Annotated in this window: 22 protein-coding genes and 1 tRNA gene; 12 read left to right on the top strand and 11 right to left on the bottom strand. The window is 64.4% G+C overall.

Annotated features, from left to right (window positions below; genetic code table 11):
• Window positions 1-267 (bottom strand): XapX domain-containing protein (locus HWE17_RS01705; RefSeq protein ID WP_176387608.1); only part of this gene is annotated, 267 nt, incomplete at its 3' end.
• A gap of 73 nt (window positions 268-340) precedes the next feature.
• Window positions 341-1027 (bottom strand): hydrolase, encoded by a 687-nt coding sequence (locus HWE17_RS01700; RefSeq protein ID WP_035828118.1) that lies wholly within the window; start codon window positions 1025-1027, stop codon window positions 341-343.
• A gap of 209 nt (window positions 1028-1236) precedes the next feature.
• Between HWE17_RS01700 and HWE17_RS01695 the strand changes: the two genes are divergently transcribed.
• Window positions 1237-1869 (top strand): response regulator transcription factor, encoded by a 633-nt coding sequence (locus HWE17_RS01695; RefSeq protein ID WP_176387607.1) that lies wholly within the window; start codon window positions 1237-1239, stop codon window positions 1867-1869.
• On the opposite strand, the gene HWE17_RS01690 is transcribed toward HWE17_RS01695, so the two are convergent.
• Together HWE17_RS01690 and HWE17_RS01685 are read right to left on the bottom strand one after the other, a co-directional pair.
• Window positions 1843-4917, bottom strand: coding sequence for a sensor histidine kinase (locus HWE17_RS01690; RefSeq protein WP_176387606.1), 3075 nt, complete (start codon window positions 4915-4917; stop codon window positions 1843-1845). The genes HWE17_RS01695 and HWE17_RS01690 overlap by 27 nt on opposite strands.
• Window positions 4918-4923: 6 nt before the next feature.
• Complete coding sequence (locus HWE17_RS01685; protein ID WP_176387605.1) at window positions 4924-5622, bottom strand: YoaK family protein; 699 nt, start codon at window positions 5620-5622, stop codon at window positions 4924-4926.
• Window positions 5623-5862: 240 nt separating this feature from the next.
• Here HWE17_RS01685 and HWE17_RS01680 point away from each other — a divergent pair, with 240 nt between their 5' ends.
• From HWE17_RS01680 to HWE17_RS01665, 4 genes are all read left to right on the top strand, one after another.
• Window positions 5863-7737, top strand: a complete 1875-nt coding sequence (locus HWE17_RS01680; protein ID WP_176387604.1) for an amidohydrolase — start codon at window positions 5863-5865, stop codon at window positions 7735-7737.
• 4 nt (window positions 7738-7741) lie between these two features.
• Entirely contained in the window at window positions 7742-8836 is a 1095-nt protein-coding gene (locus tag HWE17_RS01675; RefSeq protein ID WP_176387603.1) for a porin, read from the top strand.
• Between the two features lie 97 nt (window positions 8837-8933).
• Window positions 8934-9761, top strand: coding sequence for an AraC family transcriptional regulator (locus tag HWE17_RS01670; RefSeq protein WP_176387602.1), 828 nt, complete (start codon window positions 8934-8936; stop codon window positions 9759-9761).
• Window positions 9762-9838: 77 nt separating this feature from the next.
• The gene (locus HWE17_RS01665) at window positions 9839-10258 is read left to right on the top strand and encodes a cupin domain-containing protein (protein WP_176387601.1); all 420 of its coding nucleotides are present in this window, start codon (window positions 9839-9841) and stop codon (window positions 10256-10258) included.
• A 69-nt stretch (window positions 10259-10327) separates the two neighbouring features.
• Here the strand turns inward: HWE17_RS01665 and HWE17_RS01660 are convergent.
• From HWE17_RS01660 to pepN, 3 genes are all read right to left on the bottom strand, one after another.
• Window positions 10328-10403 (bottom strand) — tRNA-Thr (locus tag HWE17_RS01660).
• A 115-nt stretch (window positions 10404-10518) separates the two neighbouring features.
• Entirely contained in the window at window positions 10519-11520 is a 1002-nt protein-coding gene (locus tag HWE17_RS01655) for a class 1 fructose-bisphosphatase (protein ID WP_176387599.1), read from the bottom strand.
• Between the two features lie 136 nt (window positions 11521-11656).
• A complete protein-coding gene (pepN, locus tag HWE17_RS01650; RefSeq protein WP_176387598.1) occupies window positions 11657-14311 on the bottom strand; it encodes an aminopeptidase N in 2655 nt (884 codons plus the stop codon).
• Window positions 14312-14508: 197 nt separating this feature from the next.
• Here pepN and HWE17_RS01645 point away from each other — a divergent pair, with 197 nt between their 5' ends.
• Window positions 14509-15138 carry a DUF4136 domain-containing protein gene (locus HWE17_RS01645; protein WP_099402850.1) on the top strand — a complete coding sequence of 210 codons (630 nt, stop codon included), beginning with the start codon at window positions 14509-14511 and terminating at the stop codon, window positions 15136-15138.
• Window positions 15139-15307: 169 nt separating this feature from the next.
• Here HWE17_RS01645 and HWE17_RS01640 read toward each other — a convergent pair whose 3' ends face one another.
• The 4 genes from HWE17_RS01640 to HWE17_RS01625 are packed head-to-tail and all read right to left on the bottom strand — an operon-like array spanning window position 15308 to window position 20203.
• The gene (locus tag HWE17_RS01640) at window positions 15308-16297 is read right to left on the bottom strand and encodes a quinone oxidoreductase (protein WP_099402849.1); all 990 of its coding nucleotides are present in this window, start codon (window positions 16295-16297) and stop codon (window positions 15308-15310) included.
• 23 nt (window positions 16298-16320) lie between these two features.
• Complete coding sequence (locus HWE17_RS01635; protein ID WP_035821766.1) at window positions 16321-16710, bottom strand: methylglyoxal synthase; 390 nt, start codon at window positions 16708-16710, stop codon at window positions 16321-16323.
• A 28-nt stretch (window positions 16711-16738) separates the two neighbouring features.
• A complete protein-coding gene (locus HWE17_RS01630; RefSeq protein WP_099378120.1) occupies window positions 16739-17659 on the bottom strand; it encodes a DMT family transporter in 921 nt (306 codons plus the stop codon).
• Between the two features lie 60 nt (window positions 17660-17719).
• The gene (locus HWE17_RS01625; RefSeq protein WP_255206075.1) at window positions 17720-20203 is read right to left on the bottom strand and encodes an alkaline phosphatase; all 2484 of its coding nucleotides are present in this window, start codon (window positions 20201-20203) and stop codon (window positions 17720-17722) included.
• A 143-nt stretch (window positions 20204-20346) separates the two neighbouring features.
• Between HWE17_RS01625 and HWE17_RS01620 the strand changes: the two genes are divergently transcribed.
• From HWE17_RS01620 to HWE17_RS01595, 6 genes are all read left to right on the top strand, one after another.
• Window positions 20347-21072 (top strand): YebC/PmpR family DNA-binding transcriptional regulator, encoded by a 726-nt coding sequence (locus tag HWE17_RS01620; RefSeq protein WP_034747129.1) that lies wholly within the window; start codon window positions 20347-20349, stop codon window positions 21070-21072.
• A gap of 60 nt (window positions 21073-21132) precedes the next feature.
• Window positions 21133-22401: a phosphoribosylamine--glycine ligase gene (gene purD, locus HWE17_RS01615; protein WP_099402846.1), complete on the top strand. Its 1269-nt coding sequence runs from the start codon at window positions 21133-21135 to the stop codon at window positions 22399-22401.
• 88 nt (window positions 22402-22489) lie between these two features.
• Entirely contained in the window at window positions 22490-23236 is a 747-nt protein-coding gene (locus HWE17_RS01610) for a hypothetical protein (protein ID WP_176387597.1), read from the top strand.
• 83 nt (window positions 23237-23319) lie between these two features.
• Entirely contained in the window at window positions 23320-24594 is a 1275-nt protein-coding gene (locus tag HWE17_RS01605; RefSeq protein ID WP_176387595.1) for a hypothetical protein, read from the top strand.
• Between the two features lie 4 nt (window positions 24595-24598).
• Window positions 24599-25246: a hypothetical protein gene (locus HWE17_RS01600; protein WP_176387593.1), complete on the top strand. Its 648-nt coding sequence runs from the start codon at window positions 24599-24601 to the stop codon at window positions 25244-25246.
• Entirely contained in the window at window positions 25243-26046 is an 804-nt protein-coding gene (locus tag HWE17_RS01595) for a hypothetical protein (protein ID WP_176387591.1), read from the top strand. Before HWE17_RS01600 ends, HWE17_RS01595 begins: the two co-directional genes overlap by 4 nt.
• Window positions 26047-26087: the final 41 nt, after the last annotated feature.

Genomic DNA, 26087 nt, shown 5'->3' with positions numbered 1-26087 from the left:
ATCATCCAACTTTGCCGCGGCCTTGGCCAGCGTTGGCTTGGCTTCCACGCCGCTGATCTTCGGCACGCATTCGCTGCGCAGCCACGACACCGTGATGGCTTCGCCCGCCATCAGGCGCTTGACGCCGGGGACGATCTGTTCGCCGATCAGCATGCCCAGCAAACCGATCAGGGCAATCGCGGGCGGCGCCGGCGAGCGCACCTGCAGGACGGCGTAGATGATGCCAACGAGCAAGCCCACGGCCAGCGAAATCACATATAACTTCATGGCGCATTCCTTTCGATGAAAAAAAACGCCGCGCGCGGTCAGGCGCGCGGCGCATGGCATAGCCGCGCGGCGATTACTTGGCAGGCACCGGCGCCAGGGTGGCGTGTTCGCCGTGAATGCGCTGCGGCGCCTTGTGCACCATCGTGTAGGCGTAGTCGACGCCCATGCCGTAGGCGCCCGAGTGTTCGCGCACGATGGCCATCACGGCGTCGTAAGTTGCCTTGTGCGCCCAGTCGCGCTGCCATTCCAGCAGCACCTGCTGCCAGGTGACCGGCACCACGCCGGCCTGGATCATGCGCTGCATGGCGTAGTCGTGCGCTTCCTTCGACGTGCCGCCGGAAGCGTCGGCCACCATGTAGATTTCGTAGTCTCCTTCGAGCATCGCGCACAGGGCGAAGCTGTTGTTGCACACTTCCGTCCACAGGCCCGAAACAACGACTTTCTTCTTGCCGTTGGCGGCCAGCGCATCGCGCACCTTCTGGTCATCCCAGGAATTCATCGAGCTGCGCTCGAGGATATCCTTGCCGGGGAAGACGTCCAGCAATTCCGGATAGGTATGGCCGGAGAAGCTTTCCGTCTCCACCGTGGTGATGATGGTGGGGATGTTGAACACCTTGGCGGCCTTGGCCAGGCCCACGGTATTGTTTTTCAGCGCTTGCCGGTCCATCGACTGCACGCCGAACGCCATTTGCGGCTGCTGGTCGATGAAAATGATCTGGCAATTGTCGGGGGTAAGGACTTCCAGTTTCGGATTGGTCATGATGTCATCCATGAAGACAGGGTTGAGTGGGTACTGCCGTGCATCGTATGCCTGGCGGCGTGCCCGCACCACTATCTAAATATAGGCTGGCATGTTGATTGCCTATGGGAAATACCTCCTGCACGAGGGCAGGCGCTGCGGTAAAATACCTTTTGCTCACCATGCTCCGACGACTCTTGATCGCTAACTCCTCTTTGCCAGACAACACCATGCGCAGCGATACGGCACCGATACGCATCCTCATTGCCGACGACCACCAGATGCTGCTCGACGGCATCACCACCTTGCTGCAGTCATTTCCGGGCGTGCAACTGGCGGGCCAGGCCACCGATGGCCAGCAGGCGGTGCAGCAGTTCGACGCGCTGCTGCCCGATGTCACGCTGATGGATTTGCAGATGCCGGTCATGAGCGGCCTTGACGCCATCGGCGCCATCCGCGCGCGCCATCCGCAGGCGCGCATCATCGTGCTGACCACCTACAAGGGCGACACGCAGGTGCTGCGCGCCATCCGCGCGGGCGCCTGCGGCTATGTGCTGAAAAGCGCGCTGCGCCACGAATTGCTGGCGGCGATACAGAACGTGCACGCGGGACGGCGCCACATCACGCCCGAGATCGAGGCGGAACTGGCCCTGTATGCGTGCAGCGACGTGCTGTCGAACCGCGAACTGGACGTGCTCAAGCAAGTCGCGCAAGGTAATTCCAACCGCGAAACGGGCGCCCTGCTGCAGATCAAGGAAGAAACCGTCAAGGCGCACATGAGCACCATCCTGGCCAAGCTGGGCGCCCGGGACCGCACCCACGCCGTCACCATCGCGCTACGGCGCGGCATCCTCGACGCCTGAGCGGCGCCAGCGCTGCCACCAGCGGCGCAACGGGCCGTGCGCCAGCGGCCAGGCGCGGCGCGCCGGCACCCGCAGGTGCCACTGCGTGCCGCCTCCGTCGCGCCCGCCCACGGACAGGCGCGCACCGAGTTTCGCGGCGCGCTCGCGCATGCCGGGCATGCCCCAGTGTCCGGGAATCTGCCCGTTCGCCGCCACCACCGGCGGCAAACCCTGGCCATCGTCGCGCACGAGCAGTTCGATGCCGCCGCACGCATAGCGCACCGTCACCTCGACCACCTGCGCGCGCGCATGCCGGAAGGCATTGCGCAGCGCTTCGCTGGCGATGCGATAGATCTCGTGCGCGGCGCGCGCATGCAGCAGGCGCGCCTCGCCTTCCTGCGCATAGCGGAACACGATGCCGTGCTGCGCCGCCAGCCGTTCGCCTTCGCGCTGCAGGATGACGCTCCAGCGCGCGCCGGCATCGTCGCCCGCGCGCAGGTCGTGCACATGGTCGCGTCCTTCGCCCAGCATGCGATCGGCGTCGTCGAGCGCGCGCAGCATGGCGGCGCGTGCGGGATCATCCTCGGCGATGGCCATGCTGGCATTGTGAAAGTGCAGGATCATCGCCTGCGTACCCTGCAGCAGGGTATCGTGCAGCTCGCGCGCGATGCGTTCGCGCTCGGCCTGCTGCGCCTCCATTCGCGCCTGCAGGCGCGCGGCGTGCTCGCGCATCCGCCAGCGGCAGACGCCATACGCGGCCGCCAGCAGCGCCGCCGCGCACAGGCTGCGGAACCACCAGGTCTGGTAAAAGGCGGGTAACACGCGGAACGGCAGTTGCGCCACCGCGCTGGCCACGCCGTCGCCATTGATGGCCTTCACCTGGAAGCGGTAGGCGCCAGGTCCCAGGCCCGTATATTGCGCCTGGCGCTGCTCGTCCGCGTTCTGCCAGTCCCTGTCATAGCCTTCCAGACGGTAGCGGAAACGCAGGCGGGCCGGCGCGCCCAGGCTGCTGGCGTTGTAGGCGAACTGCACGCCGCGCGTGCCGGCCGGCAGGCGCCCATAATCGGCGGCGGCGACGCGCTGGCCATCGACCATCAATGCCCCGATCTCGGCCTGCGGCGCCGGCAGCGGCGGCACCGGCTGGCGCGGGTCGATCCAGAAGGTCGCGCTCTCGCGTGAAAACCAGATTTTGCCATCGTCCGCTTCGGCTATCGAGCCGTTGTGCAGCAAGCTCATTTTGCCATTCAAACCATCGGCGCCATCGTACCAGCGCGCCTGCATGGCGTAGGACGGATCGCGCAGGGCCTGCGCCACTTCGGCCGCGGCCACGCGCACGGCGCCATTGCCCGTATTGAGCCACAGGCTGCCGTCGCGCGCGCGCAGCATGCCGACCGCGCCGTCGAAAACGCCGGGCGCCGCGGCGCGCAGCGGCACGAAGCGCCCGCCGCGCCACAGGGCCAGGCCCTGCTGGCCGCCCGCCAGCAGCTGGCCGCCCGTTTCCAGCAGCGCCGGCACCTTGCCCAGGTCGAGTCCCTGTGCGGGACCGTAGCTGGCCAGGCGCCCGCCATCCAGCACCGCCACGCTGCCGTCCGGATAGGACAGCCACAGGCGCCCGGCCGCATCGGCCAGCAGCGCCAGCGGCACCTTGCGCCCGCCCTCGGGCAAGGCCGGTTCGCGCCGCCATGCGCCGTCCGCGTACTGGAACACGCCGGCGCCGCTGAAAATCGCCCACAGGCTGCCGTCGGGCGCGTTCACGGCCATGCGCACCCGTTTCAACGCGGCCGCTTCCGGCGGATAGGCAATCGTCTCGAGCACGCGGCCATCCTCGCCATCGAGCCGCAGCAAGCCGGCGCGGGTGCCGACGCGGATGCCGCCCGGCGCCGCCAGGATGGCCGTGACGGGACCCAGCGCTGGCGCGCGCAGCACCTTGCCGTCGGGCGCCGCCAGCATCAGCGGCGTATCGCCCTCCTTCGACAGCCACATGCGCCCGCCGGTGCCGGGCGACAGCTGCTGCGCGCGGAAGGCTTCGGGCGCCTCGGGCCCCGCGCGCGCGCTGAGGATCACGGGCGCGGCCTGGCGAAAACGGTCCAGGCCCGCATACGTGGCGACCCAGACATTGCCTTCGTTGTCATCGCACAGGGAAGCGATCAGCACATTGCTCAAGCCATCCTTGGGCAGGAACGATTCCGTGTCGCCGCTGATGCCCAGCTGCTGCGGCCCCAGCGCGCCGGCGCTGCGCGTGCGGTGCAGGCCGAACTGGCTGTCGAACCACAGGGTGCCCTGGCGGTCGACCAGCATGCTGCCGCTGGTGCCGCTCGTATCGCGGTAGATCCAGCGGTGGTCGAGCTGGTCGTAGCGCTCGAGCGAGTCGATGATGCGAATGCCGCGCAGCTCCAGCAGATACAGGCGGCCATCCGGTCCCTGCTGCGGCGGAGCGCGCAAGTCGAGGCGGCCCACGGGCGGCGCGAAGCGCGCCTGGCCCGGCTGCCAGAGGAACAGTCCCTGTTCGCTGAACACGCCCAGCCGGCCGTCGCGGTCCGCGAACACGGCTGAGGCCTTTTGCGCCGTGTAGCCTTGCGCCGGCCCCATCGCCTGCCAGCGCCGGCCGTCGAAGCGCGACACCCCGGCCACGCCGGCGGCCCACACGGCGCCCGTGGCGTCGATGGCGAAACCCCAGACGGAACCGGGCCGCACGCCCTGCGCCTCGCCGTAATTGCGCACCACGCCATCCTTGACATGGCTGATGCCGCCCACTTGCCAGCCCACCCACATGCCGCCGTCGGCAGCGCGCTTGAGGGCCAGAATCACCGTATCGGGAAACACACCCTGGCGCGCACGCAAGGGCTCGAAACGCAGGCCGTCAAAGCGCACCAGGCCCGCATGGGTGCCCAGCCACAGGAAGCCGTCACCGCCCTGGGCGATGACGCTGATGTCGTCCGGCGCACCATCCCTGGACGTCCAGCTGGTGTGCTGCAGCTGGTGGATGCCGCGCGCCGCGTCGATGGCCAGCGCCGGAGGGCTGAACAACAGCAGCAGGCAGCACAGCGCGGCCAGGACGGGCAGGCGCATGGCGGCTCAGGCGGCAGGCACCGCCGCGCGGCCGCTGCGATGCTGCGCGATGATCAGGCCGGCAAGCAGCAGCAAGGGCACGGCCAGCGCCACGAAGCCGAAGGCCAGGTAGGCAAAGGCGGCGGCGATGGCGCCCAGCGCGAAGGCTGCCAGCGGCCAGAAGAACTTGCCGCAGCGTGCATGGGTGGCGGCATCGGCCGCGCCGCGCAGCACGTCGACGGTGTCGATGACGATCTGCGTCACGTTACCCGTCATCATGGAGGTGGGCGCCAGGTGCGCCAGCAGCAGCCGGCTGGTGGCGCTGTGCACGCCCATGGCGGCCGTGCCTAGCAAACCGGCCGCCATGGCCATGGAACTGACATCCTTGCCAATCGGTTCGGCCAGGATGCCAAACACCATGAAGCCGGCCAGCAAGGCCCACTGCAGCAGCATGGCCAGGGTCAGCGACGGGCCGGCGCGGCGCTCGACAGCCAGCACCATCAGGCGCGTGATGGCGACGCCGGCGATAAAGGCGGGAAAAGCGAGAAACTTCAGCAGGATGGACACGCGCGAGGCATCCGCCAGGGCGGCGCCGATCAGCACGAAGTTGCCCGTGACATGGGCTGTAAACAGGCCAAACAGGGCAATAAAACCCAGGGTATCGACATACCCGGCTAAAAATCCCAGGCTGGTGCCGAACAAGCGGCTGTGTGGTGGCTGATCCATCGAATGACTCCTGATACCGTGCAATGCACTAAAAAAACAAAAAACGCGCCAGCTCCCCGGCGCCGCTGCCTGCATGGTAAGCCATGCGGCAGGCCTGCGCCCCCGTCCTTCGGCCAGTGTGCCACGCTCCACCTGATCTTTTGGCCCGTGTTCAGGCGCGGGACGTCCGCTACACTGGCCGACGTGACTTTCGCGCCGCGCACGCCGGCCCTCCCCGCACCGCAACCATGGAGCTGCACCATGCCAGAACACACCCTCCCCGCCGCCGCCCCCTTGATACTGCTCAACGGCTGCTTCCATACCGTCGATAAAAGCTGCCCGCAAGCGAGCGCGGTGGCCATCGCCGACGGCAAATTCCTCGCCGTCGGCGATACCGATGACGTCATGCGCCACCGCGCGCCCGACAGCCGCGTGATCGACCTCGGTGGCCGCACGGTGATTCCCGGCCTGAACGACTCGCACCTGCACCTGATCCGCGGCGGCTTGAACTACAACCTGGAATTGCGCTGGGAAGGCGTGCCGTCGCTGGCCGACGCCCTGCGCATGCTGAAAGAACAGGCGCTGCGCACGCCGAACCCGCAATGGGTGCGCGTCGTCGGCGGCTGGAACGAATTCCAGTTCGCGGAAAAGCGCATGCCTACCCTCGATGAAATCAACGCGGCCGCGCCCGACACGCCCGTCTTCATCCTGCACCTGTACGACCGCGCCCTGCTGAACCGCGCCGCCCTGCGCGTGGTCGGCTACGACAAGAACACGCCGAACCCGCCCGGCGGCGAAATCGTGCGCGACGCTGCCGGCAACCCCACGGGCATGCTGATCGCCCGTCCGAACGCCATGATTTTATATGCGACCCTGGCCAAGGGTCCAACCCTGCCGCGCGAATTGCAAGTCAATTCCACGCGCCAGTTCATGCGCGAACTCAATCGCCTGGGCCTGACCAGCGCCATCGACGCGGGCGGCGGCTTCCAGAATTATCCCGAGGATTACGCCGTCGTCGACGAACTGGCGCAGAAAGACCAGCTGACCATCCGCATCGCCTACAACCTGTTCACGCAAAACAAGGGCCGCGAGCTGGAGGATTTTGAAAAATGGACGGAGATGGTCACGCCGGGCCAGGGCGACGATTACTATCGTCATAACGGCGCCGGCGAAATGCTGGTGTTTTCCGCCGCCGACTTCGAGGATTTTCTTGAGCCGCGCCCGGACCTGGCGCCCGGCATGGACGACGAACTGGAAAAGGTCGTGCGCCACCTGGTGTCGAAACGCTGGCCCTTCCGCCTGCACGCCACCTATGACGAATCGATAGAGCGCATGCTGACGGTCTTTGAAAAGGTCAACCGCGATATCCCTTTCGACGGCCTGCACTGGATGTTCGACCACTGCGAAACCATCACGCCGAAAAACATCGACCGGGTCAAGGCGCTGGGCGGCGGCATCGCCATCCAGCACCGCATGGCCTTCCAGGGCGAATACTTCGTCGACCGCTACGGCGCGGAAGCGGCCAAGGCCACGCCGCCGATCGCGCGCATGCTTGCCTCGGGCGTGCCAGTGGGCGGCGGCACCGATGCCACCAGGGTCGCCAGCTACAACCCGTGGACGGCGCTGTACTGGCTGGTATCAGGCCGCACCGTGGGCGGCTTGCGCCTGTACGACGCAGGCAGCCGTTTGTCGCGCGACACGGCGCTGGAACTGTGGACGGTGGGCAGCGCCTGGTTCTCCAGCGAGCAAGGCAAGAAGGGGCGCATCCAGGAAGGCATGCTGGCCGACCTGGCGGTCCTGAGCGCGGATTTCTTCAGTATCGATGAAGAAGCGATCAAGTCGATCGAATCCGTGCTAACCATCGTCGGCGGCAAGATCGTCTACGGCCAGGCGGAATTTACCAAGCTGGCGCCGCCACCGATTCCCGTGCTGCCCGATTGGTCACCCGTGAAAAACGTGGCCGGCCACTACCGCTCTGCGCCGCCGCAAAAGACCAGCGTCATGCAGCAGCACCAGTGCCAGGGCGCCTGCGGCGTACACGCCCACGCGCACGACGTGGCGCGCAAGAGCTCCGTGCCCGTCTCCAGCCACTCCGGCTTCTGGGGCGCGCTGGGATGCAGCTGCTTTGCGTTCTGAGGCCATGCTGAGGCGATTGCCCCTGCTGGCTGCCGGCGCGCTCGCGCTGGGGGCCAACCTGACCGCCACTGCACAGGAAAACGTGCAGCTGTATGGCCGCCTGAACGTGGCGCTCGAAGCGCTGCACTCGTCCGGCAGCGGCGACAAGGTGCAGCGCGTCTCCAACAACCGTTCGGTACTCGGTTTTCGCGGCAGCGAAGACCTGGGCGGCGGCTGGCAGGCGCTGTTCCAGATCGAGGGCACCTTGGCGCCAGATACGGGCGCGGGCGCCATCGCCGCGCGCGACACGCGTGTCGGCATTGCCGGGCCGTGGGGCACGCTGTTTGCCGGTAACTGGACCCTGCCCTACAACAGCGCCACCTCCGCGCTCGACCCGTTCTACCCCACCACGGCCGGCTACATGAGCCTGATGGGCAATGGCGCGGGCGCCACCGAAAGCAATACCAGCAACGCGTACTCGTTCGACCGGCGCCAGCAAAACAGCGTGCATTACTGGACACCGCAGTGGCAGGGCTGGTCGCTGCGCGTGGCGCGCGGCATGGCGGAAGAACGGCCGGCCAGCGGCGCGCATCCGGCGCTGACGTCGGCCGCCCTGCTCTACGACGGCGATGCCCTGTACGCCAGTCTGGCGCAGGAAGAGCATCACGACTACCAGGGGCGCGGGCTCTCCGACCGTGGCAGCAAGCTGGCCCTGGCATGGAGGATAGACAGCGCCACGCAGCTGGCGGTGGCGCTGGAAAGCCTGCGCTACGCCACGGCCACGGGCGAGCTACGCCGGCGCACGGTATATGTCTCCGCCACGCGCCAGTTTGGCCGCCACGGCCTGCGCTTCGGCCTGGCCCACGCGCAAAGCGCCACCGGCAGCGCGCTGGAAACCATCGGCACCGTGCGCGCCGGCAGCGGTACGGGCGCCACCCACGCAACCGCCGGCTACGACTACCAGCTGTCGAAACGCAGCAGCCTGTATGCCTACTACACGCGGCTGGCCAACGGCCGCAACGGCATCGCCGGCTTTGCCATCAACAGCCTGGGACGCGATGGGGAAACAAAGGGCGCCACCTTGTCGGGCGTGGCGCTGGGTATCAAACACAACTTCTGAAGCACAACTTCTGAGCCACGGTTTTCGTGGACAGCCCTGCGCGCGGCGAGTACAGTCTGCGTTCCGCAACCAGGGCAGGCATCTGCGAACAAGCACCATGAAGCAAGCATCAGCGCCAGCACCCAGCGACTGGGTCAGGTGCGCCGAACCGGTACAGGGAATCGAGCGCATCGAAGCGTGGTTCCAGGGCAAGGCCTATGCCATGCACCGCCACGACACCTACGCCATCGGCCGCACGCTGGCGGGCGTGCAGCGTTTCAGCTATCGCCGCGGCCAGCGCGACAGCCTGCCCGGCAATACCATGATCCTGCATCCCGACGAGGCGCACGATGGCCAGGCGGGTACCGACGCCGGCTTCCGTTACCGCATGCTGTATATCGAACCGGCGCTGTTCCAGGACGTGCTGGGCGGACGCGCGCTGCCCTTCATCGAAGGCGGCGTGTCGACCGATCCCCGCCTGGCGGCGGCCACCTGTGCCCTGCTGCCGCATGACGGCCACCCGCTCGAAACGCTGGAACAAAGCGAGGCGCTAGCCGAACTGGCGCATGCGCTGGCGGCGGTGGCCGGCACGCCAGCGCAGCGCCCAAAAGGCGACTACCTGGCGGCGCGGCGCGCGCGCGACTACCTGCAGGCGCACTGCACGCGCGCCGTCACCCTGGCGGAACTCGAAGCGGCAACGGGACGCGACCGCTGGAGCCTGTCGCACGACTTTCGCGTGTTTTATGGCACCAGCCCGTACCGCTATCTGACGATGCGGCGCCTGGAGATGGTGCGGCGCCTGCTCTTGGGTAGCGCCACGCTCGCCTCGGCCGCCATGGCCGCGGGCTTCGCCGACCAGAGCCACATGACGCGGCATTTCCTGAAAACCCATGGGCTGACGCCTGGCCGCTGGCTGCGTTACGCCGGCGGCGCCAGCACGCGCTGAAAACACCCACGATCGTTCAATACGGCCGGCAAGCAGCCGCGTATTCTGGCTGCATCGCCACTTGAACGGAGCACAGCATGCCAGACACCACCACTACCACCACCACGCGCGGCCAGGGCCGGTCCATCGACCTGGCAGGCAAGATAGCCCTGATCGACGGGCACTGGCAGCCGCGCGTCATCGCCGAAATGAATGACTACCAATTCAAGGTGGTCAAGGTACTCGGTGAATTCCAGTGGCACCGGCACGCCGACACGGACGAAACCTTCATCGTGCTGGAAGGCGAATTGCGCATCGCCCTGCGCGGCCCCGGCTACGCGGAAGGACACGCCATCGTGCTGCGCGCCGGCCAGATGGCGGTGGTGCCTCGTGGCGTCGAACACAAACCGTGCGCCCTTGCCGAAGCCAGGCTGCTGCTGATCGAGCCGCGCGGCGTGGTCAACACGGGCGACGGCGACGCGGATGAGCGCACTGTGCAGAACGATCAGTGGATATGACGCCGGAAGGATGACAAAAACAAAAAACCCGCCGACTTTTGCAAGTCAAGCGGGTTTTCTGATGAAACTTGGTGCCGTTGGCCGGAATCGAACTGGCGACCTTCACATTACGAATGTGCTGCTCTACCAACTGAGCTACAACGGCGAAGACCCACATTCTACAAACAATGCACAAAATTTGCTAGTGTCAACGCGAACTTTTTTGCATTTTTTTAGCGGCCCGGCTGCGGGCCGCTGAAAATCGTGGAAAAGTGCGGCTTTTATTCCGCGTGGTAGGCCGTGACGCGGGCCACTTCGTCTTTCGAACCGAGGAAGACGGGCACGCGCTGGTGCAGCTTGTGCGGGGCGATGTCCATGATGCGCTGCTGGCCGTCGGTGGCCGCGCCGCCCGCTTGCTCGACGATGAAGGCCATCGGGTTCGCTTCGTACATCAGGCGCAGTTTGCCCGGCATCGAGGTGTCGCGCAGGTCGGCCGGGTACATGAAGATGCCGCCGCGGTTCAGGATGCGGTGCACGTCGGCCACCATCGAGGCGATCCAGCGCATGTTGAAATTGGTGCCGCGCGGGCCCGTGTCGCCGGCCAGCAGTTCATCGACATAGCGTTTCACAGGCGGATGCCAGTGGCGCGCGTTCGACATGTTGATGGCGAATTCCTTCGTCGTCGGCGGAATCTGCATATTGCTTTGCGTGAGCACCCACGAACCCATCTCGCGGTCCAGGGTGAAGCAGTTCACGCCATTGCCGAAGGTCAGCACCAGCATGGTTTGCGGGCCGTACACGGCGTAGCCGGCCGCCACTTGCTTGCTGCCTGCCTGCATGAAGTCCTGTTCCGTCGGCTGACCCATGCCGTCCGGTGCTTTCAGTACCGAGAAGATGGTGCCGATCGAGACATTGACGTCGATGTTCGACGAGCCATCGAGTGGATCGAACAGCAGCATGTATTCGCCCATCGGATAGCGGTTCGGGATCGGGTGGATCGATTCCATCTCTTCCGACGCCATGGCAGCCAGGTGGCCGCCCCATTCGTTCGCTTCCAGCAGGATCTCGTTGGAGATGATGTCGAGTTTTTTCTGTACTTCGCCCTGCACGTTTTCCGTGTCGGCCGTGCCCAGCACCTCACCGAGGGCGCCCTTGCCGACGGCGTGGCTGATGGTTTTGCAGGCGCGCGCGACGACTTCGATCAGCAGGCGCAGTTCGGCCGGAATGCTGTTGTTCGAGCGCTGCTCTTCGACCAGGTATTGCGTAAGACTGATGCGTTTCATGAAACCCCTTAGTTAGTGTTTTAAATACGTCTCGTGCGGTGATTGTCGGCTTACGCGCCGTTGGCGCTAAGCCGACCTACGAAATCATGACGCCGTGTAGGTCGGATTAGCCCGCAGGGCGTAATCCGACATGCCATCAATTCGCCAATGCCTTGGAAACGACTTCCATCACGTCATTCGACAAACTGGCCTGGCCGGCGACTTTTTCCAGCGCGTCGCGCATGTGGCTTTGCAGCGCCGGCACGTAACGGCGCCAGCGGTCCATGGAGCGCGCCAGGCGGGCCGCCACTTGCGGGTTCAGGGCGTCGAGCGCGATGACTTGTTCCGCCCAGAAGGCGTAGCCGCTGCCATCTGCCGCATGGAATTGCGACGGATTGCCGTTGGTGAAATTGAAGATCAGGCTGCGCGCGCGGTTCGGATTTTTCAAGGTGAAGGCCGGATGCGTCATCAACTGGCGCACGGCTTGCACGTCGGTCGTTGGCGCGGCAGCCTGCATGGCGAACCACTTGTCGACCACCAGCGCCTCGTTCTCGAAATCGCTATAGAAGCTGGTCAGCGCCGCCTGCGCGTGCGGCTGCGAACCCGAATGGATCAAGGCGCCCAGGGCCGCGGCGCGGTCGGTCATGTTGCCGGCATTGTCGAACTGCAGCCGCGCCAGGTCCAGCTCCGCCGCTTCGGGTGCGATCAGCAGATACGACAGCGCCAGGTTTTTCAGCGCGCGCTTGCCGGCCGACAGGGCGTCGGGACTGTAATCGCCCGGCGTCTGGTTGGCGTGGTATTGAGCCAGCAGTTCGGGCTTCAGGGCTGCGGCAATCGTGCGGCGCATGAACTGGCGCGCCGCGTGGATCGCTTGCGGATCGACTTGCGCCATGCGCTCGGCGATGATGGTTTCCGACGGCAGGATCAGCGCCAGCTCGCGGAAGGCGGGATCGAGCGTGTCGTCGGCCAGCAAGGCGCGCTGCGCTGCGATGAAGGTGTCGTCCAGCGCCAGGGTCTCGCCGGCGGCCACGGCTGCCGTCAGTTTCAGCAGGCGTTCCATGGCCAGGCGCTGGCCCGCTTCCCAGCGGTTGACCGGGTCGCTGTCGTGGCGGAACAGGTGCAGCAGTTCGGCATCCGTGTAGTCGTATTCCAGCACCACGGGCGCGGAAAAGTCGCGCAGCAGCGACGGCACGGGCGCTTCCATCACATTCGTGAAACGGAAAGTTTGCGACGCCTGCGTCAATTCCAGCACGACGCTGGTGGCGCCGTTCGAGGCCACACCATCGACGTACAGCGGCAGGTCGCCGCCGTCCGCTGCCAGCAAGCCGACGGTGACGGGAATGTGGAATGGCAGTTTTTTCGGCTGGCCCGGCGTGGCGGGGCAGCTTTGCGCCAGGGTCAGCTCGAAGGTCCGGCTGTCCGCGTCATAGCGCGTGGAGGCCTTGACGATGGGCGTGCCGGCCTGGCTGTACCAGCGCTCGAACTGGCTAAAATCGCGGCCATTCGCATCCGCCATGGCGGCGCGGAAGTCGTCACACTGGACGGCCTGGCCATCGTGGCGTTCAAAATACAGGTCCATGCCCTTGCGGAAACCGTCGCGCCCCACCAGGGTCTGATACATGCGCACCACTTCTGCGCCTTTTTCGTAGATCGTGACCGTATAAAAGTTATTGATCTCGACAAAGGAATCAGGACGCACGGGATGCGCCATCGGACCCGCGTCTTCGGGGAACTGCGCCTGGCGCAGGGTGCGCACCTGGTCGATGCGCGTAACGGCGCGGCCCGTGTCCGTGCCGATCATGTCGGCCGAGAATTCCTGGTCGCGGAACACCGTCAAGCCTTCCTTCAGCGACAGCTGGAACCAGTCGCGGCACGTGACCCTGTTGCCGGTCCAGTTGTGGAAGTATTCATGGCCGACCACCGCTTCGATGCCCGCGTAATCGACGTCGGTCGCCACGCGCGAATTGGCCAGCACATACTTGGTATTGAAGATGTTCAAACCCTTGTTTTCCATGGCGCCCATGTTGAAGTCGCCCACGGCAACGATCATGAAGCGGTCCAGGTCCAGCTCCAGGCCGAAGCGTTCCTCGTCCCAGCGAATGGAATTTTTCAGCGACTGCATGGCATAGTCGGTTTTGTCGAGGTTGCCGTCTTCCACCCACACCTGCAGCAGCACTTCGCGGCCCGACTTCAGGGTGTAGCGTTCTTCCTGGCAGACCAGGCGCGCGGCGACCAGCGCGAACAGGTAGGACGGCTTCTTGAACGGGTCTTCCCACTTGGCGTAATGGCGGCCGTCGCCGAGGTCGCCCTCTTCGATCAGGTTACCGTTCGACAGCAGCACCGGATAGTGTTCCTTGTCGGCGCGCAGCATGACCGTGTATTTGGCCATCACGTCCGGGCGGTCCGGGAAGAAGGTGATGCGGCGGAAGCCTTCCGCCTCGCACTGCGTGAAGAAATTATGGTTCGACACGTACAGGCCGGACAGCGAAGTATTGTCCTGCGGCGCCAGCACGGTTTCGATATCGAGCGTAACATCGTCCGGAGCCTTCGGAATGGTCAGCATGCTGGCCGTCAGCTTGTACTGCGACGGCTTCAACACTTTGCCATTCAGGCGCACCATCACCAGTTCGATGTGTTCGCCGTGCAATTCGATGCTGCGGCTGGTGCTGGCCGGGTTGTGGCGCATGTGAATCCGGCTCGCCACCACTGTGCGGGCGGGATCGAGATCGAAACCAAGTTCGACGCTGTCGACCAGGAAGCTGGGCGGCGTGTAATCTTTGCGGTAAATCGTCTGAGGGCTGTCTGTGCGCATAGGGATTTGGGTGGGAGCGGAGGCAAAAGCCTATTTTACCAACACCAGCCTCCGATCGTCGCGATTCAGGCCAGGAATGTTGGATTCCCTTACACGCCGACATGCTCGGTAACATTCTGTAATAATGAATAGAAACAAATAGAACTATTCTTATAATACTAAGCGATGAATTGTGTCTACTATCAGGAGGTCATGCAATGAAACGTTATCTCACCATCATGATGGCCGCATTGACCGTGTTGCTGACCGGATGCGCCACCACCATACGCAGCGATGTCACCGTTTTCCATGAATGGCCTGCGCAATTGCAGGACAAATCCTATGCATTTGAAGCGCCAGCGGCCGAACACGACACGCTGGAATATCGCAGCTACCAGAACCTGGTGCGCGCGGAACTGGCCAAGCACGGCTTCGGTGAAGCTTCCGGCCCTGCCGCAGCCAATTTGCGCGTGGCGATGCAGTTTTCCACCGTCGACTATCCCGAGCGTGTGCTGCAGGCGTCCGATCCATTCTGGAATGGCCCCGGCTACTGGCCTGGCCGCTACGGCTACCGCTATGGCGCATGGCCAGGCTATGGCCGCTTTGGCTACAACCCCTACTGGTTTGGTCCGCTGGACATGGAAGAAACCGTGCGCCATAAATACGAACGCGAACTGCGCGTGACGATCAATGACCGCAACGGCAAGAAACTGTACGACGTGACCGTACAATCGACCAGCAACAAGCGCGCCACGTCGCAAGTGATGCCGGCCATGGTGGCCAGCGCCTTTGCCGATTTCCCCGGCCAGAGCGGCGTGCCCCGGAAAGTCGAAGTCAAAATCGAATAATCAGGTGGCAATACAAAAAAACCGGCTGGTGCAGCAATGCGCCAGCCGGTTTTTTTCACCTACGAATAATACGCCTCGGCGGCAAAGGTCAGTGCGCCGATCAGGGCCACGGCCAATAACAGCACGATCAGCAGGCGGCCGAATTTCGGCGTGCCGTCACTGCCGCCGCTCATGGCACGATGATGGTCGAGCCGGTCGTCTTGCGCCCTTCCAGGTCCGTGTGCGCCTGGGCGATATTGGCCAGGCTGTAGCGCTGATTGATTTCGATCTGCACTTCGCCGCTGCTGACGACGCCGAACAGCGAGGTGGCCATCTCTTCCAGGTTGGCGCGGTTCGAGGCATAGCTGAACAGGGCTGGACGCGTAATGAACAGCGAGCCGCGCGAAGCCAGTTCGCTGAGCGTAAACGCCGGCACGGGACCGGAGGCGTTACCGAAGCTGACCATCATGCCCAGCGGCGCCAGGCAATCGAGCGAACCCGTAAACGTGTCCTTGCCGATGGAATCGTAAACCACCGAGACGCCCTTGCCGCCCGTGATTTCGCGCACGCGCTCGACGAAGTTTTCCGTGTTGTAGTTGATGACGTGGGCCGCGCCGTGCGCCTTGGCCAGCGCCACCTTTTCATCGGAGCCAGCCGTGCCGATCAGATTCACGCCCAGCACTTTCGCCCACTGGCAGGCGATCAGGCCCACACCGCCCGCGGCCGCGTGGAACAGGATGGTGTCGCCCGCCTTCAGGGCCACCGTGCGGTGGAACAGGTATTGCACCGTCAATCCTTGCAGCATCATGGCGGCGGCCGTATCGAAAGCTATGCGCTCAGGCAACACCAGCAGCAGGGCCGCCGGCAGGTTGCGCTGCTGCGCATACGCGCCATTGATGCGCGCCGCATACGCCACCCGGTCACCGACCTTTACTTCCGTGACGCCCTCGCCCACCGCTTCGACGATGCCCGCGCCCTCGACACCGAGGCCATTGGGCAGCGGCTGCGGGTACAAGCCCGTGCGGAAATACACGTCGATGAAATTGAGGCCGATGGCCTCATGCTTGACGCGCGCCTCGCCGGGACCCGGCGGCGGCAGTTCCACGTCCACATACTCCATCACTTCCGGGCCGCCCGTGCGCTGTACGCGGATGGCCTTGGTGGTAATCGTTGCGCTCATGCTCATCTCCTCGTGTAGGTTGATCAGGCGGCAGCAACGGCCTGCGCCTGCAATTGCGACAGCACCAGGTGCGCCGACGAGAGATTCGTTGCGCACGCCACGTTGTGCACGTCGCAGGCACGCACCAGGGCGTTGATGTCCGGCTCGTGCGGCTGCGGCGTCATCGGGTCGCGCAGGAAGATCACGCAATCGATCAAGCCTTCCACCAGCAGCGAGCCGATCTGCAAGTCGCCGCCGAACGGACCGGAATGCTTGCGTTCCACCTGCAAGCCCAGCTCATTGATCAGGCGGCCACCCGTGGTGCCCGTGGCCGACAGTTCGCAACCCTTCAAAAAGTCCAGGTATTCGCCCGCCAGGGTAATCATGTCATCTTTTTTCTTGTCGTGGGCAATCAGGGCGATGCGTGTTTTCATGGTGAGGACTTTTCAGTGGGTGGAGGAATTATTTCTTTTTCGACAGCAAGTAAATCCCGGCGAGCACAAGGCTGGTGCCAGCCAGTTGCCAGTTGGTGATCGGTTCATCGAGGATCATGGCGCCCAGGAACAGGGTCGACACGGGGCCGATCATGCCCGCCTGCGAAGCGACGGGCGCGCCGATGCGTTCGACGGCGATCATCGTCATGAAGACGGGCATCACCGTGCAAAAGATGCCATTAAGCAAGGACAAGCCATACACGGGCATGGGCTGTATCAGCAGCTCGACGGGGCGCAGGATGAAGAATTGGGCGATGCAGGCAAAGCTGGCCACGCACATCGCGTAGGAAACGAGCCGCATGGAGCCGATGCGTTTTACCAATTCACCCGAGCCCAGCAGATACACGGCATACGCGCAGGCCGAGCCCAGCACCAGGGTGGAACCGAGCGCCACATTGCTGGCGCCGCCCTGCAAGTCATGCACGAACACCAGCACAATGCCGCAGTAGGACGTGAGCAAGGCCAGCCACTGCAAACGGCTGATGCTCTGCTTGAAGTACACGGTGGTAATCAGCAGCACGAAGGTGGGCGTGAGAAACAGGATAAGGCGCTCCAGCCCCACGGAAATGTATTGCAGGCCCAGGAAATCCAGATAGCTGGACAGGTAGTAGCCGACGAGCCCCAGCCCGACCAGGCGCCAGCGGTCGCGGTTCGACAGCGGCGGCTCGGTGCGCATCTTCCACCAGGCGATGACGGCGAATACGGGCAGCGAGAAGATCATCCTGAAAGCGATCAGGGTGACGGCGTCGATCTGGTAGCGGTACAGCAGCTTGGCGACGATGGCCTTGGTGGAAAACAGCACCGCCCCGCCCACGGCGATGGCCAGGCCACCGAGGTAGACGGAACGGGGAATAGATGGAGGGGTTGCTTGCGGGGAACTGGAGCTCATGCCCAGATTGTAAGGCAAAAGTTGGGGTCAGACCCGACGGGTCTGACCCCGGCCCTTCATTTACGCCACCACCACCGCCACCGTCCCAGCATTGACTGTCGCCGTCGTCATGCGCGCAATCACGTTTGCCGGCGCCGCCGTGCCGATCAGTTTATTCACTTGCTTGAACTGCGCCACCAGCTTGCCCGGCGTCAAGGTCACCACCGTGTAGCCCTGCGCATCCGTGTTCAAATGCTTGATCCACGGGTTGTTGCCCAGGCCGGACAATTGCTGCGCCAGGCCCAGCAAGGTCCCACTGAAGTCAGTGCTCGCTTTCAAGCCAGCCTGCACGGCAGCGACCGTGGCGTCCAGTTGCGCTTCCGGCACGCCCTTGGCGGCCAAGGCGCCGCGCAACTGCACGCGCAATTGCTCCAGCAGGCTGTCGACGGTGGGTGCCGCCTTGCCCATGGTGTAGTCGAGCAGGTTGATGTCGAGATTGACCGTACCCAGGCCCGTGACGGGAATGGCCAGCGGATAGCTGACGAGGGTGCCGATATTGCCCATGCTGCCGGCCGCCGACTTCAGGTAGCTGAAGAAGGAATCGGAGCTGACGCCGGCCGACACCAGGTCGACCATGACGGGCGTGCCGCCACCGGCTGCGTCGAAGTCGTCGCTGACGGTGCCGGCAAAGAACGAGTGGATATCGCCGGTCAGCGCCACCACGTTGCCGATGGCATTCGTTTTCAGGTGTGCCATCAGATTCTTGCGCTCGCTGTTGTAGCCATCCCACTGGTCGCAATTGAGCAGGAAGCGCGTGAAAAATGGCGCCAGCGCCGCTTGCTGGCCCGATGCGGCCACAAAGCTCGATGCGGCGCCCTTGGCTTGCACGTCGGGCTTGATCCAGCCAAAGGCGATCACTTGCGCTGCGGCGGCCGGTGAGCCGCTGTTGTAGGCCGCTACCGTGATGCCGGCCTGGGCCGCGCTCAGGCCGGCGCCCACGGCGGCGGCGCCCTGGGCGCTGGCATTGGCTGCCGCGCCGGCAATGGCCATGGCCGCCGCTTGCGCCACGGTTTGCGCCGCTCCCGCTGTGGAAGCTGCCACGATGGCGGACGCCAGTGGCACGCTGCCGCCCACCAGGGGCAAGGTGCTGGCGATGGCCTGGCCAACGTTGGCCATGGCGCTCAGGGCCAGCAAGGTGGCAATCGCATCCGTGCCATTGAGACCCATGCGCAGCAAGGACACTTCATTGCCCCACAGCTTCCAGGTGGAGGTCGCTGCCTTCATCTTGCTTTTCCACCAGTCGCGCTGGGTCGTGCCCAGCATGCCGACGGCGGCCAGCGGGTCGGCGCCGGCCTTGGTGGCTGCCGCCATTTTCTGTCCTTCCACGCTGTCGAACAGCGCTTGCGGCACCAGGTAGCGGCTGCCGACGCTGCCCAGCGGCTTGCCCGTGGCCGGGTTGACGGTCGACTCGGCGATCGCATGGTCGGCGCGGTACAGGCGCTCGTCCGTCATCACCAGCTGCATCAGTTTGCCGAACTGGAAGTCGCGGTAGATCTGGATGTTCTGGAATGTGGTCGCGGCGCTATCGAACGTGACGTCGGCCGGCATGTATTCGAACCACGCCTGGTTGGCGCTGCGGCGGCGGGCCGGCTGGTGCAAATCGCTGCCGTCCGTCGCCACGATGCCTTCATAGGTGGAAGCGTCCTGCCAGGCGTCGTCCGTGAATTCGTGGTCATCCCAGACGGCGATGAAGGCAAAGCGCTCGTGCACGGCTTGCAAACGCGCATCGGTGCGGTATTTCTTGTACAGGTAGCGGTAATCGGCCACGGTGGTGGCGTACTTGGCGCCGGACGTGCCGCTTTTATACGTGCCATCGGGCAATTTCAACTGGTCGTGGCGGCTTTCCACGGCACCGCTCTGGAAGGCCTCGCCCACCGTTTCATAGATGTAATCGCCCAGGTGGACGATGAAGTCCAGGCTTTCATTGGCGGCGATGTGCGACAGCGCGCCCCAGTGGTTGATGCTCCAGTCCTGGCACGTCAGGTAGGCGAACTGCAGCTGGGACACGTCGGCGGTGGCGGCGGGCGCCGTCTTGAAGCGGCCCACGTTCGAGCGCACGTCGCCGGCGATGAACTGGTAAAAATACACCTGGCCCGGCTGCAAGCCCGTCACCTTGTGGCGCAGGGTATTGTCGAAATCGGCTTTCAGGGGCAGCTTGGCGTCGACGATGGGCGTTCCCGTCAGGGCCGTATTGCCGCCCAGAGCGGCCGTATTGTCGCTGGCGCTGACGATCAGGCGCACGGCCACGTCGGACTTGCCGGCCACGGCGGGCGCGACGGCGTCGAAACTTGCGGGCACGACGCGCGTCCACAGCATGGCGCAGTCGGCGCGCGGATCGCCCGAAGCCACGCTTTGCGGGAATTTCCAGTCGCTGCCCGAGGCCAGCGGCACGCCAGGATCGCTGTAATCGGTGCTGCCGCAGGCGGCCAGGCCGACGGTGGCCACGGAGACGGTAATAAAGCCGCCCAATTTCAGAAATTGCCGCCTGTCCATTTGACTTGCCATGATGTCGCGCCCTCGATATGGTGAAAGCGCGTCACTTTAGCAACAGATTGTGTCATCCTGATGACGGGGCCATGCCGCTTCGCAAGGGGCCGATATGCTAAAATGTCGGCCACAATTGAACACCCGTCTAAGGAAGATTCGACATGGCAGGACATAGCAAATGGGCCAATATCAAGCATAAAAAGGCTGCCACCGATGCCAAGCGCGGCAAAATCTGGACGCGCCTGATCAAGGAAATCACGGTCGCGGCCCGCATGGGCGGCGCCGACGCCATCACCAATCCGCGCCTGCGCCTGGCGGTCGACAAGGCGGCTGACGCCAATATGCCAAAAGACAACGTCCAGCGCGCGATCAACCGCGGCAGCGGCGGCGTCGATGGCGCCAACTACGAAGAAGTGCGCTACGAAGGCTACGGCGTGGGCGGCGCGGCCGTCATCGTCGAATGCATGACCGACAACAAGGTACGCACGGTGGCCGAGGTGCGCAACGCCTTCAACAAGAACGGCGGCAACATGGGCAACGAAGGCTCCGTCGCCTTCATGTTCCAGCACTGCGGCCAGTTGCTGTTCGCGCCGGGCACCGACGAAGACAAGCTGATGGAAGCGGCCCTGGAAGCGGGCGCCGACGACGTCATCGCCGATGAAGAAGGCGGCTTCGAAGTCGTCACTCCCGTGCACGATTTCGCCACCGTCAAGGAAGCGCTGGAAGCGGCCGGTTTCAAGGCTGAAGTGGCCGAAGTCATCATGAAGCCGGCGACGGAAACCGTGTACTCGGGCGACGACGCCATCAAGATGCAAAAGCTGATCGATGCGCTGGAACTGCTGGACGATGTCCAGGAAGTGTTTACCAACGCCCTGATAGAGAATTAATCACTCTGCACTCAAGGGCGGCACCGCCGCCCTGCAACCCACATTGAACGAACGGTCCCTATGAAAATTCTGGTAGTCGGCTCTGGCGGCCGCGAACACGCCCTGGCCTGGAAACTGGCCCAGTCCGAACGCATACAGATGGTGTATGTCGCGCCGGGCAATGGCGGCACCGCGCGCGATGCGCGCCTGGTCAACCTCGACATCAGCGACCCGCAATTGCTGGCCGATTTCGTTCAACAGGAACACATCAGCCTGACCGTCGTCGGCCCGGAAGTGCCACTGGCAGCGGGCATCGTCAACCTGTTCCGCTCGCGCGGCCTGAAAATCTTCGGCCCGACGAAAGAAGCGGCGCAGCTGGAATCGTCGAAAGACTTCGCCAAGGCCTTCATGCAGCGCCACGGCATCCCGACGGCCGCTTACCAGACGTTCTCCGACGTCGCTCCCGCGCACGCCTACGTCGACGCCATCGGCGCGCCCATCGTCATCAAGGCTGACGGCCTGGCCGCCGGCAAGGGCGTGGTCGTTGCCATGACCCTGGAAGAAGCGCATCAGGCAGTCGACAATATGCTGGCCGATAACCAGTTCGGCGACGCCGGCGCGCGCATCGTCATCGAGGAATTCCTCGCCGGCGAAGAAGCGAGCTTCATCGTCATGTGCGACGGCAAGAACATCCTGCCGTTGGCCACCAGCCAGGACCACAAGCGCCTGAAGGACCACGACCAGGGTCCGAACACGGGCGGCATGGGCGCGTATTCGCCGGCGCCCATCGTCACGCCGGCCATGCATGCGCGCGTCATGCGCGAAATCATCGTGCCAACCATTCAGGGCATGGCCAAGGACGGCATCACGTTCACGGGCTTCCTGTATGCGGGCCTGATGATCGACGACAAGGGCACGCCGAAGACCTTGGAATTCAACTGCCGCATGGGCGACCCGGAAACGCAGCCGATCATGGCGCGCCTGAAAACGGACCTGGTGACCGTCATGGAACACGCCGTCAACGGCACGCTCGACGCCGTGGAACTGGAATGGGACCGCCGCACGGCCGTTGGCGTCGTCATGGCCGCCGCCGGCTACCCGGACGATCCCGTCAAGGGCACGTCCATCGGCGACATCCCGGCCGAAACACCTGACTCCGTCACCTTCCATGCGGGCACCCGCATCGAAGGCGAGCGCCTGGTCACCAACGGTGGCCGCGTGCTGTGCGTGGTGGGCCTGGGCGACAGCATCAAGATGGCGCAGAAGCAGGCATATGAAACCGTGGAAAAAATCCATTTCGACGGCGCGCAGTACCGCCGCGACATCGGCTGGCGCGGCCTGAAGCATTGATCGCCCCATAACGATCCCATGGCGGGGCCGGCGCGGACAGCATCCGCCCCGGCCCCGTTTTCATTCTGACTGCCCCCCATTCCTCGCCATGACCATGCCAAGCGGCCTTGCCGCACCAGACAACGATGCCCCGGTGAGCCCCCTGGCCTGGCTGACGCTTGCCTCGCTGCTCGTTGCCGGCCTGGCCTGGCACTGGTTCAGCAGCTACGCGGTACCGCAATGCGACGACCGCGAAACGCTGGCCGCCGTGACGGCGGCCAGGATCGGCCTGCACGATATCAAACAGGCCGGCTATGCCTGGTCGCAAAAAACCCGTGGCTGCCTGGCCACCGTCAACTCGCATGGCAAATCGATGCAATACGCGTATACCGTGTCTCGCGTCGAAGGTCGCCGCAAGAGCCGTATCGTGTATGACGATGCGCGGCCGGAGCTGATACAGGCGCGCTTCGGCAAGATCGCGTGGAACGGCGACTTCGTGCAGCAGGCGGAGCCGATCGGACGCGAAGCACTGTTGCAGGCGATGCTGGCAGGCATGGATGGCTTGCGCGGCAAACCGCTGCTGTTCCCGGACCTGGGCATGCTGCTGTCACCGCAGCATTACCGCGAAATTGCCGATATTGAAGCGGTCGCGCCATGCCGCGAGCTAAGACCCGGCATCCAGTCCTGCCGGCTGCTGGTCGAGCGTAACGATATCGCGCGCATGGCGCCAACCACCGTGTGGAGCCTCTCCGTGCTGCAGCAAGGCGACTTTACCTTCCAGCGCAGCAAGGATGGCAAGAACTGGTCGGTAACACCGCAGTTCAGAATGGAACTGGATCAGGCGCAACTTCAATAGTGCGCTGGGGAAACGAGATTGCATTGTAAAATTTATCATCTTTATTCTTGATAAACCCACTCCCAATGACAAGCAATCCACCTGTGTCCACGCATACTTCCGTCGAGGCGCTGCATGTGCTGAAGCTGCTCACGCGCCGCCAGCGCGAGCAGGCGCTTGCGCATCCCGACTTGCCGCAACTCGCCGTCGGAACGCCGCTACCCGACACCTTGATGTGGTTGTACCGGCGCCAGATCGTTACGTCCGAGGATGTGAACAGCCTGTTGTTGAGCTTGGAGCGCCACTTCACCGGCGACGAGCTGGCACTGCGTTTGTCGATATTGCAGCAGCTGGTGGAGGTGCTCAATCGCGAATCGCTCGATCACCTGCGTGACGAAACGCTGCTCACGCAGGAGCAGTACCAGCGGGCGCTGGCACACCTGCCCGACGACGTCTTGCTGCCCACGCCGGGCGAGGCGCTGAACTGGATGCTGCATGTGGAACTGCTGCAGCGCGCAGAATTCAAGTCCATGGCCCAGCGCATCGCGTCCGGCGGCAGCGATGACGCAAAGCGCGCGATCCAGCATGCGCAAGGACGCCAGGAGGAACATAAGAAGGCGGTACGCGGCGTGATCCTCGGCAGCCTGTTTCCCGGTTCGCGCCTGACCTGGGTGATCGTCGCGCCGCTGGCGCTGGCCGGCATGGTCTGGTACCTGGTTGGTGGCAATTCCGTGCCCGAGTGCGACTCCAGCAACACGATCGCCACCGTGACACGCATGCTCAACAAGGCAGCGCCGGAAGGCGTGGGCAAGGCAAGCCTGCACGACGTGAAAGAAGCCGGTTACGCCTCGTCACACAATATCCGGGGCTGCCTGGCCACGATCGAGCTCGATGGCGAGAAGATGGACTATGCCTATACCGTCGCGCGCGACGACAGCGGCAGCAAGAGCCGCATCAGCTATGTTGGCGCGCAGCCAATGCTGGTCCAGGCGCGCTTTGGCACCATCGAGGATGGCGACTTTGCCCAGCAAGCCAAGCCCCTGGGACGCGAGGCGCTGGAAAAGGCTTTCCGCGACGGCATGGCTGGTGCGCGCATCACGCCCCAGCCACGGCAAGCGTTTTCGTTGACGCAATCGATGGAGCGCACGCGCGAAATCGCCGAAATCGAACCGCTGGCGCCATGCAAGGAAATCTCGCCGGGCGTCTATTCCTGCCGCCTGCTGATCGAACGCAATGACGCCTTGCTGGGCATGCTCAACGGCGGCACGGCAGTGATGCAGGAAGGCGAGTTTACCTTCCAACGCGACGCTGCCGGCAATGGCTGGTCGGTAACGCCACAATTTGCCCTGGAGCTGCGCCAGGCCAAAGTAAAAGAGTAAGTCCATGTATATCGAACCGCCCCACGCATCGCTGAACCAGCTGCACCAGCTTGGCCTGATCACCGCGCAGGAACTGGACGAGGCCAACTCGGAACGCGATGTCGCCGCCCATGAGCGCCTGCACCCGCCCGAGGATCCGGTCGACATGCCGGAGCTGATGCAGGACGCGGACCTGGTCAGCACCCTGGGCTGGCTGCTGCTGACCGATCTGCTGCCCAAGAATGACTTCGACAAGCGGATGGCCAAACTGCCGCCCCGGCAACAGGCGCTGGCAGCCGAGGGGGTGCGGTACTACAACCGCCGCGAGGTCGACGCCTTGTACGAGCTCGATTTGCTGAACCAGTTCCAGCGCGATGCGGCCCACGCTGCGGTGCCGGCCGACCGCATGTTCTATGCGCCCTGGATCGCCATGCGCTGGCTGATGGTCAACGACATCCTGCCGACGGCGCAGTTCGAGGCGCTCGAAGTGCGCGTGCGTGAGCATGGCAGCGAACTGACGCGCGACATCATGGAAGCATCCAGGCTGCGCCATGGTCACGACCGCATCCCGTACAAGCGCCCACCGGCCTGGAAAGGCGCGCTGATCGTGCTGGGGCTGATCCTGGTAATGTCCGTCGTGTACGGCTGGTTTAGCGGAGGCCTGCAGCCATGAGCACCGATCCGCGCCTGCTGCCGCTGGCAGAACTGCTGCGCCTCGGCCTGATCACCAGCGACGAATACGACGATACGCTGGCCGAGCTGGAAATCATCGAGCTGCAGCGCGCCCACAATGCCGCCGAAGACATTGATGTGCCAGAGCTGAAGATGAATGCCGACCAGATCGCGACGCTGGCCTGGCTGCTGCGCGCCGAACTGGTGCCCGAGGAGCGTTTTTTCAGGATGCTGCGCAAGCTGCCCACCGATGAACCACGCCGGCAACTGGCCAGCGCCGCGCTGCAGCAGGTGAACCGGCAGGCGGTCGACGCGCTGTACCAGCAAAACCTGATCAACGCGTGGCAGCGCGACGCCGCCCACGACAGCCTGCCAGCCGAGCATCTGGCCGCCACGCCCGTCGCGGCCCTGCGCCATATGCTGAAACAGGGCACGCTATCGCCGCTGCAATACAAGGAGCTGCAAGCGCGCACGCGCGCGAACGGCTCGCCACTGGCGCGCGTGATCGTCGATGCTGCCGGCAAACCGCCGGCCCGGTATGGCCGGCGCGCCGCGCGCCCGTTCAACGTCCTGATGATCGTGCTGATGCTGGTGATGCTGATGATGGTGGCGATTGCGGGACCGTTGTGGTTCAAGCGCGAACAGCCGGCGCCTGTGGCACCGCTGGCGCAGCCGGTCGGCACGGTGGAACGCGACGACCTGCGGCAGCGCGCGGCGCAAGCACTCGACGCCGCCCGCCAACCGGGCCATGACAGCGTTCAATATGATGTCGAGGTGGTGCAGGACAAGCCGCCTCGGTAAAGCAGGGCCGGCGACAGCATCGCCAGTTTTGCTATCACAAA

This window comes from Janthinobacterium sp. BJB401 (assembly GCF_013372745.1).
GTDB lineage: Bacteria > Pseudomonadota > Gammaproteobacteria > Burkholderiales > Burkholderiaceae_D > Janthinobacterium > Janthinobacterium rivuli.
The sequence above is the reverse complement of the archived record's forward strand: the minus strand, read 5'-3'. Positions and strand labels throughout refer to the sequence as shown.

Bases quoted from the DNA above. Each gene is read 5' to 3' on its own strand.
- HWE17_RS01610 (WP_176387597.1), top strand. From the start codon at position 22,490: ATGACCATGCCAAGCGGCCTTGCCGCACCAGACAACGATGCCCCGGTG.
- HWE17_RS01625 (WP_255206075.1), bottom strand. From the start codon at position 20,203: ATGGCAAGTCAAATGGACAGGCGGCAATTTCTGAAATTGGGCGGCTTT.
- HWE17_RS01655 (WP_176387599.1), bottom strand. From the start codon at position 11,520: ATGAAACGCATCAGTCTTACGCAATACCTGGTCGAAGAGCAGCGCTCG.
- purD (WP_099402846.1), top strand. From the start codon at position 21,133: ATGAAAATTCTGGTAGTCGGCTCTGGCGGCCGCGAACACGCCCTGGCC.
- HWE17_RS01665 (WP_176387601.1), top strand. From the start codon at position 9,839: ATGCCAGACACCACCACTACCACCACCACGCGCGGCCAGGGCCGGTCC.
- HWE17_RS01690 (WP_176387606.1), bottom strand. From the start codon at position 4,917: ATGCGCCTGCCCGTCCTGGCCGCGCTGTGCTGCCTGCTGCTGTTGTTC.
- pepN (WP_176387598.1), bottom strand. From the start codon at position 14,311: ATGCGCACAGACAGCCCTCAGACGATTTACCGCAAAGATTACACGCCG.
- HWE17_RS01620 (WP_034747129.1), top strand. From the start codon at position 20,347: ATGGCAGGACATAGCAAATGGGCCAATATCAAGCATAAAAAGGCTGCC.
- HWE17_RS01635 (WP_035821766.1), bottom strand. From the start codon at position 16,710: ATGAAAACACGCATCGCCCTGATTGCCCACGACAAGAAAAAAGATGAC.
- HWE17_RS01600 (WP_176387593.1), top strand. From the start codon at position 24,599: ATGTATATCGAACCGCCCCACGCATCGCTGAACCAGCTGCACCAGCTT.
- HWE17_RS01595 (WP_176387591.1), top strand. From the start codon at position 25,243: ATGAGCACCGATCCGCGCCTGCTGCCGCTGGCAGAACTGCTGCGCCTC.
- HWE17_RS01700 (WP_035828118.1), bottom strand. From the start codon at position 1,027: ATGACCAATCCGAAACTGGAAGTCCTTACCCCCGACAATTGCCAGATC.
- HWE17_RS01670 (WP_176387602.1), top strand. From the start codon at position 8,934: ATGAAGCAAGCATCAGCGCCAGCACCCAGCGACTGGGTCAGGTGCGCC.
- HWE17_RS01685 (WP_176387605.1), bottom strand. From the start codon at position 5,622: ATGGATCAGCCACCACACAGCCGCTTGTTCGGCACCAGCCTGGGATTT.
- HWE17_RS01630 (WP_099378120.1), bottom strand. From the start codon at position 17,659: ATGAGCTCCAGTTCCCCGCAAGCAACCCCTCCATCTATTCCCCGTTCC.
- HWE17_RS01680 (WP_176387604.1), top strand. From the start codon at position 5,863: ATGCCAGAACACACCCTCCCCGCCGCCGCCCCCTTGATACTGCTCAAC.
- HWE17_RS01645 (WP_099402850.1), top strand. From the start codon at position 14,509: ATGAAACGTTATCTCACCATCATGATGGCCGCATTGACCGTGTTGCTG.
- HWE17_RS01695 (WP_176387607.1), top strand. From the start codon at position 1,237: ATGCGCAGCGATACGGCACCGATACGCATCCTCATTGCCGACGACCAC.
- HWE17_RS01640 (WP_099402849.1), bottom strand. From the start codon at position 16,297: ATGAGCGCAACGATTACCACCAAGGCCATCCGCGTACAGCGCACGGGC.
- HWE17_RS01675 (WP_176387603.1), top strand. From the start codon at position 7,742: ATGCTGAGGCGATTGCCCCTGCTGGCTGCCGGCGCGCTCGCGCTGGGG.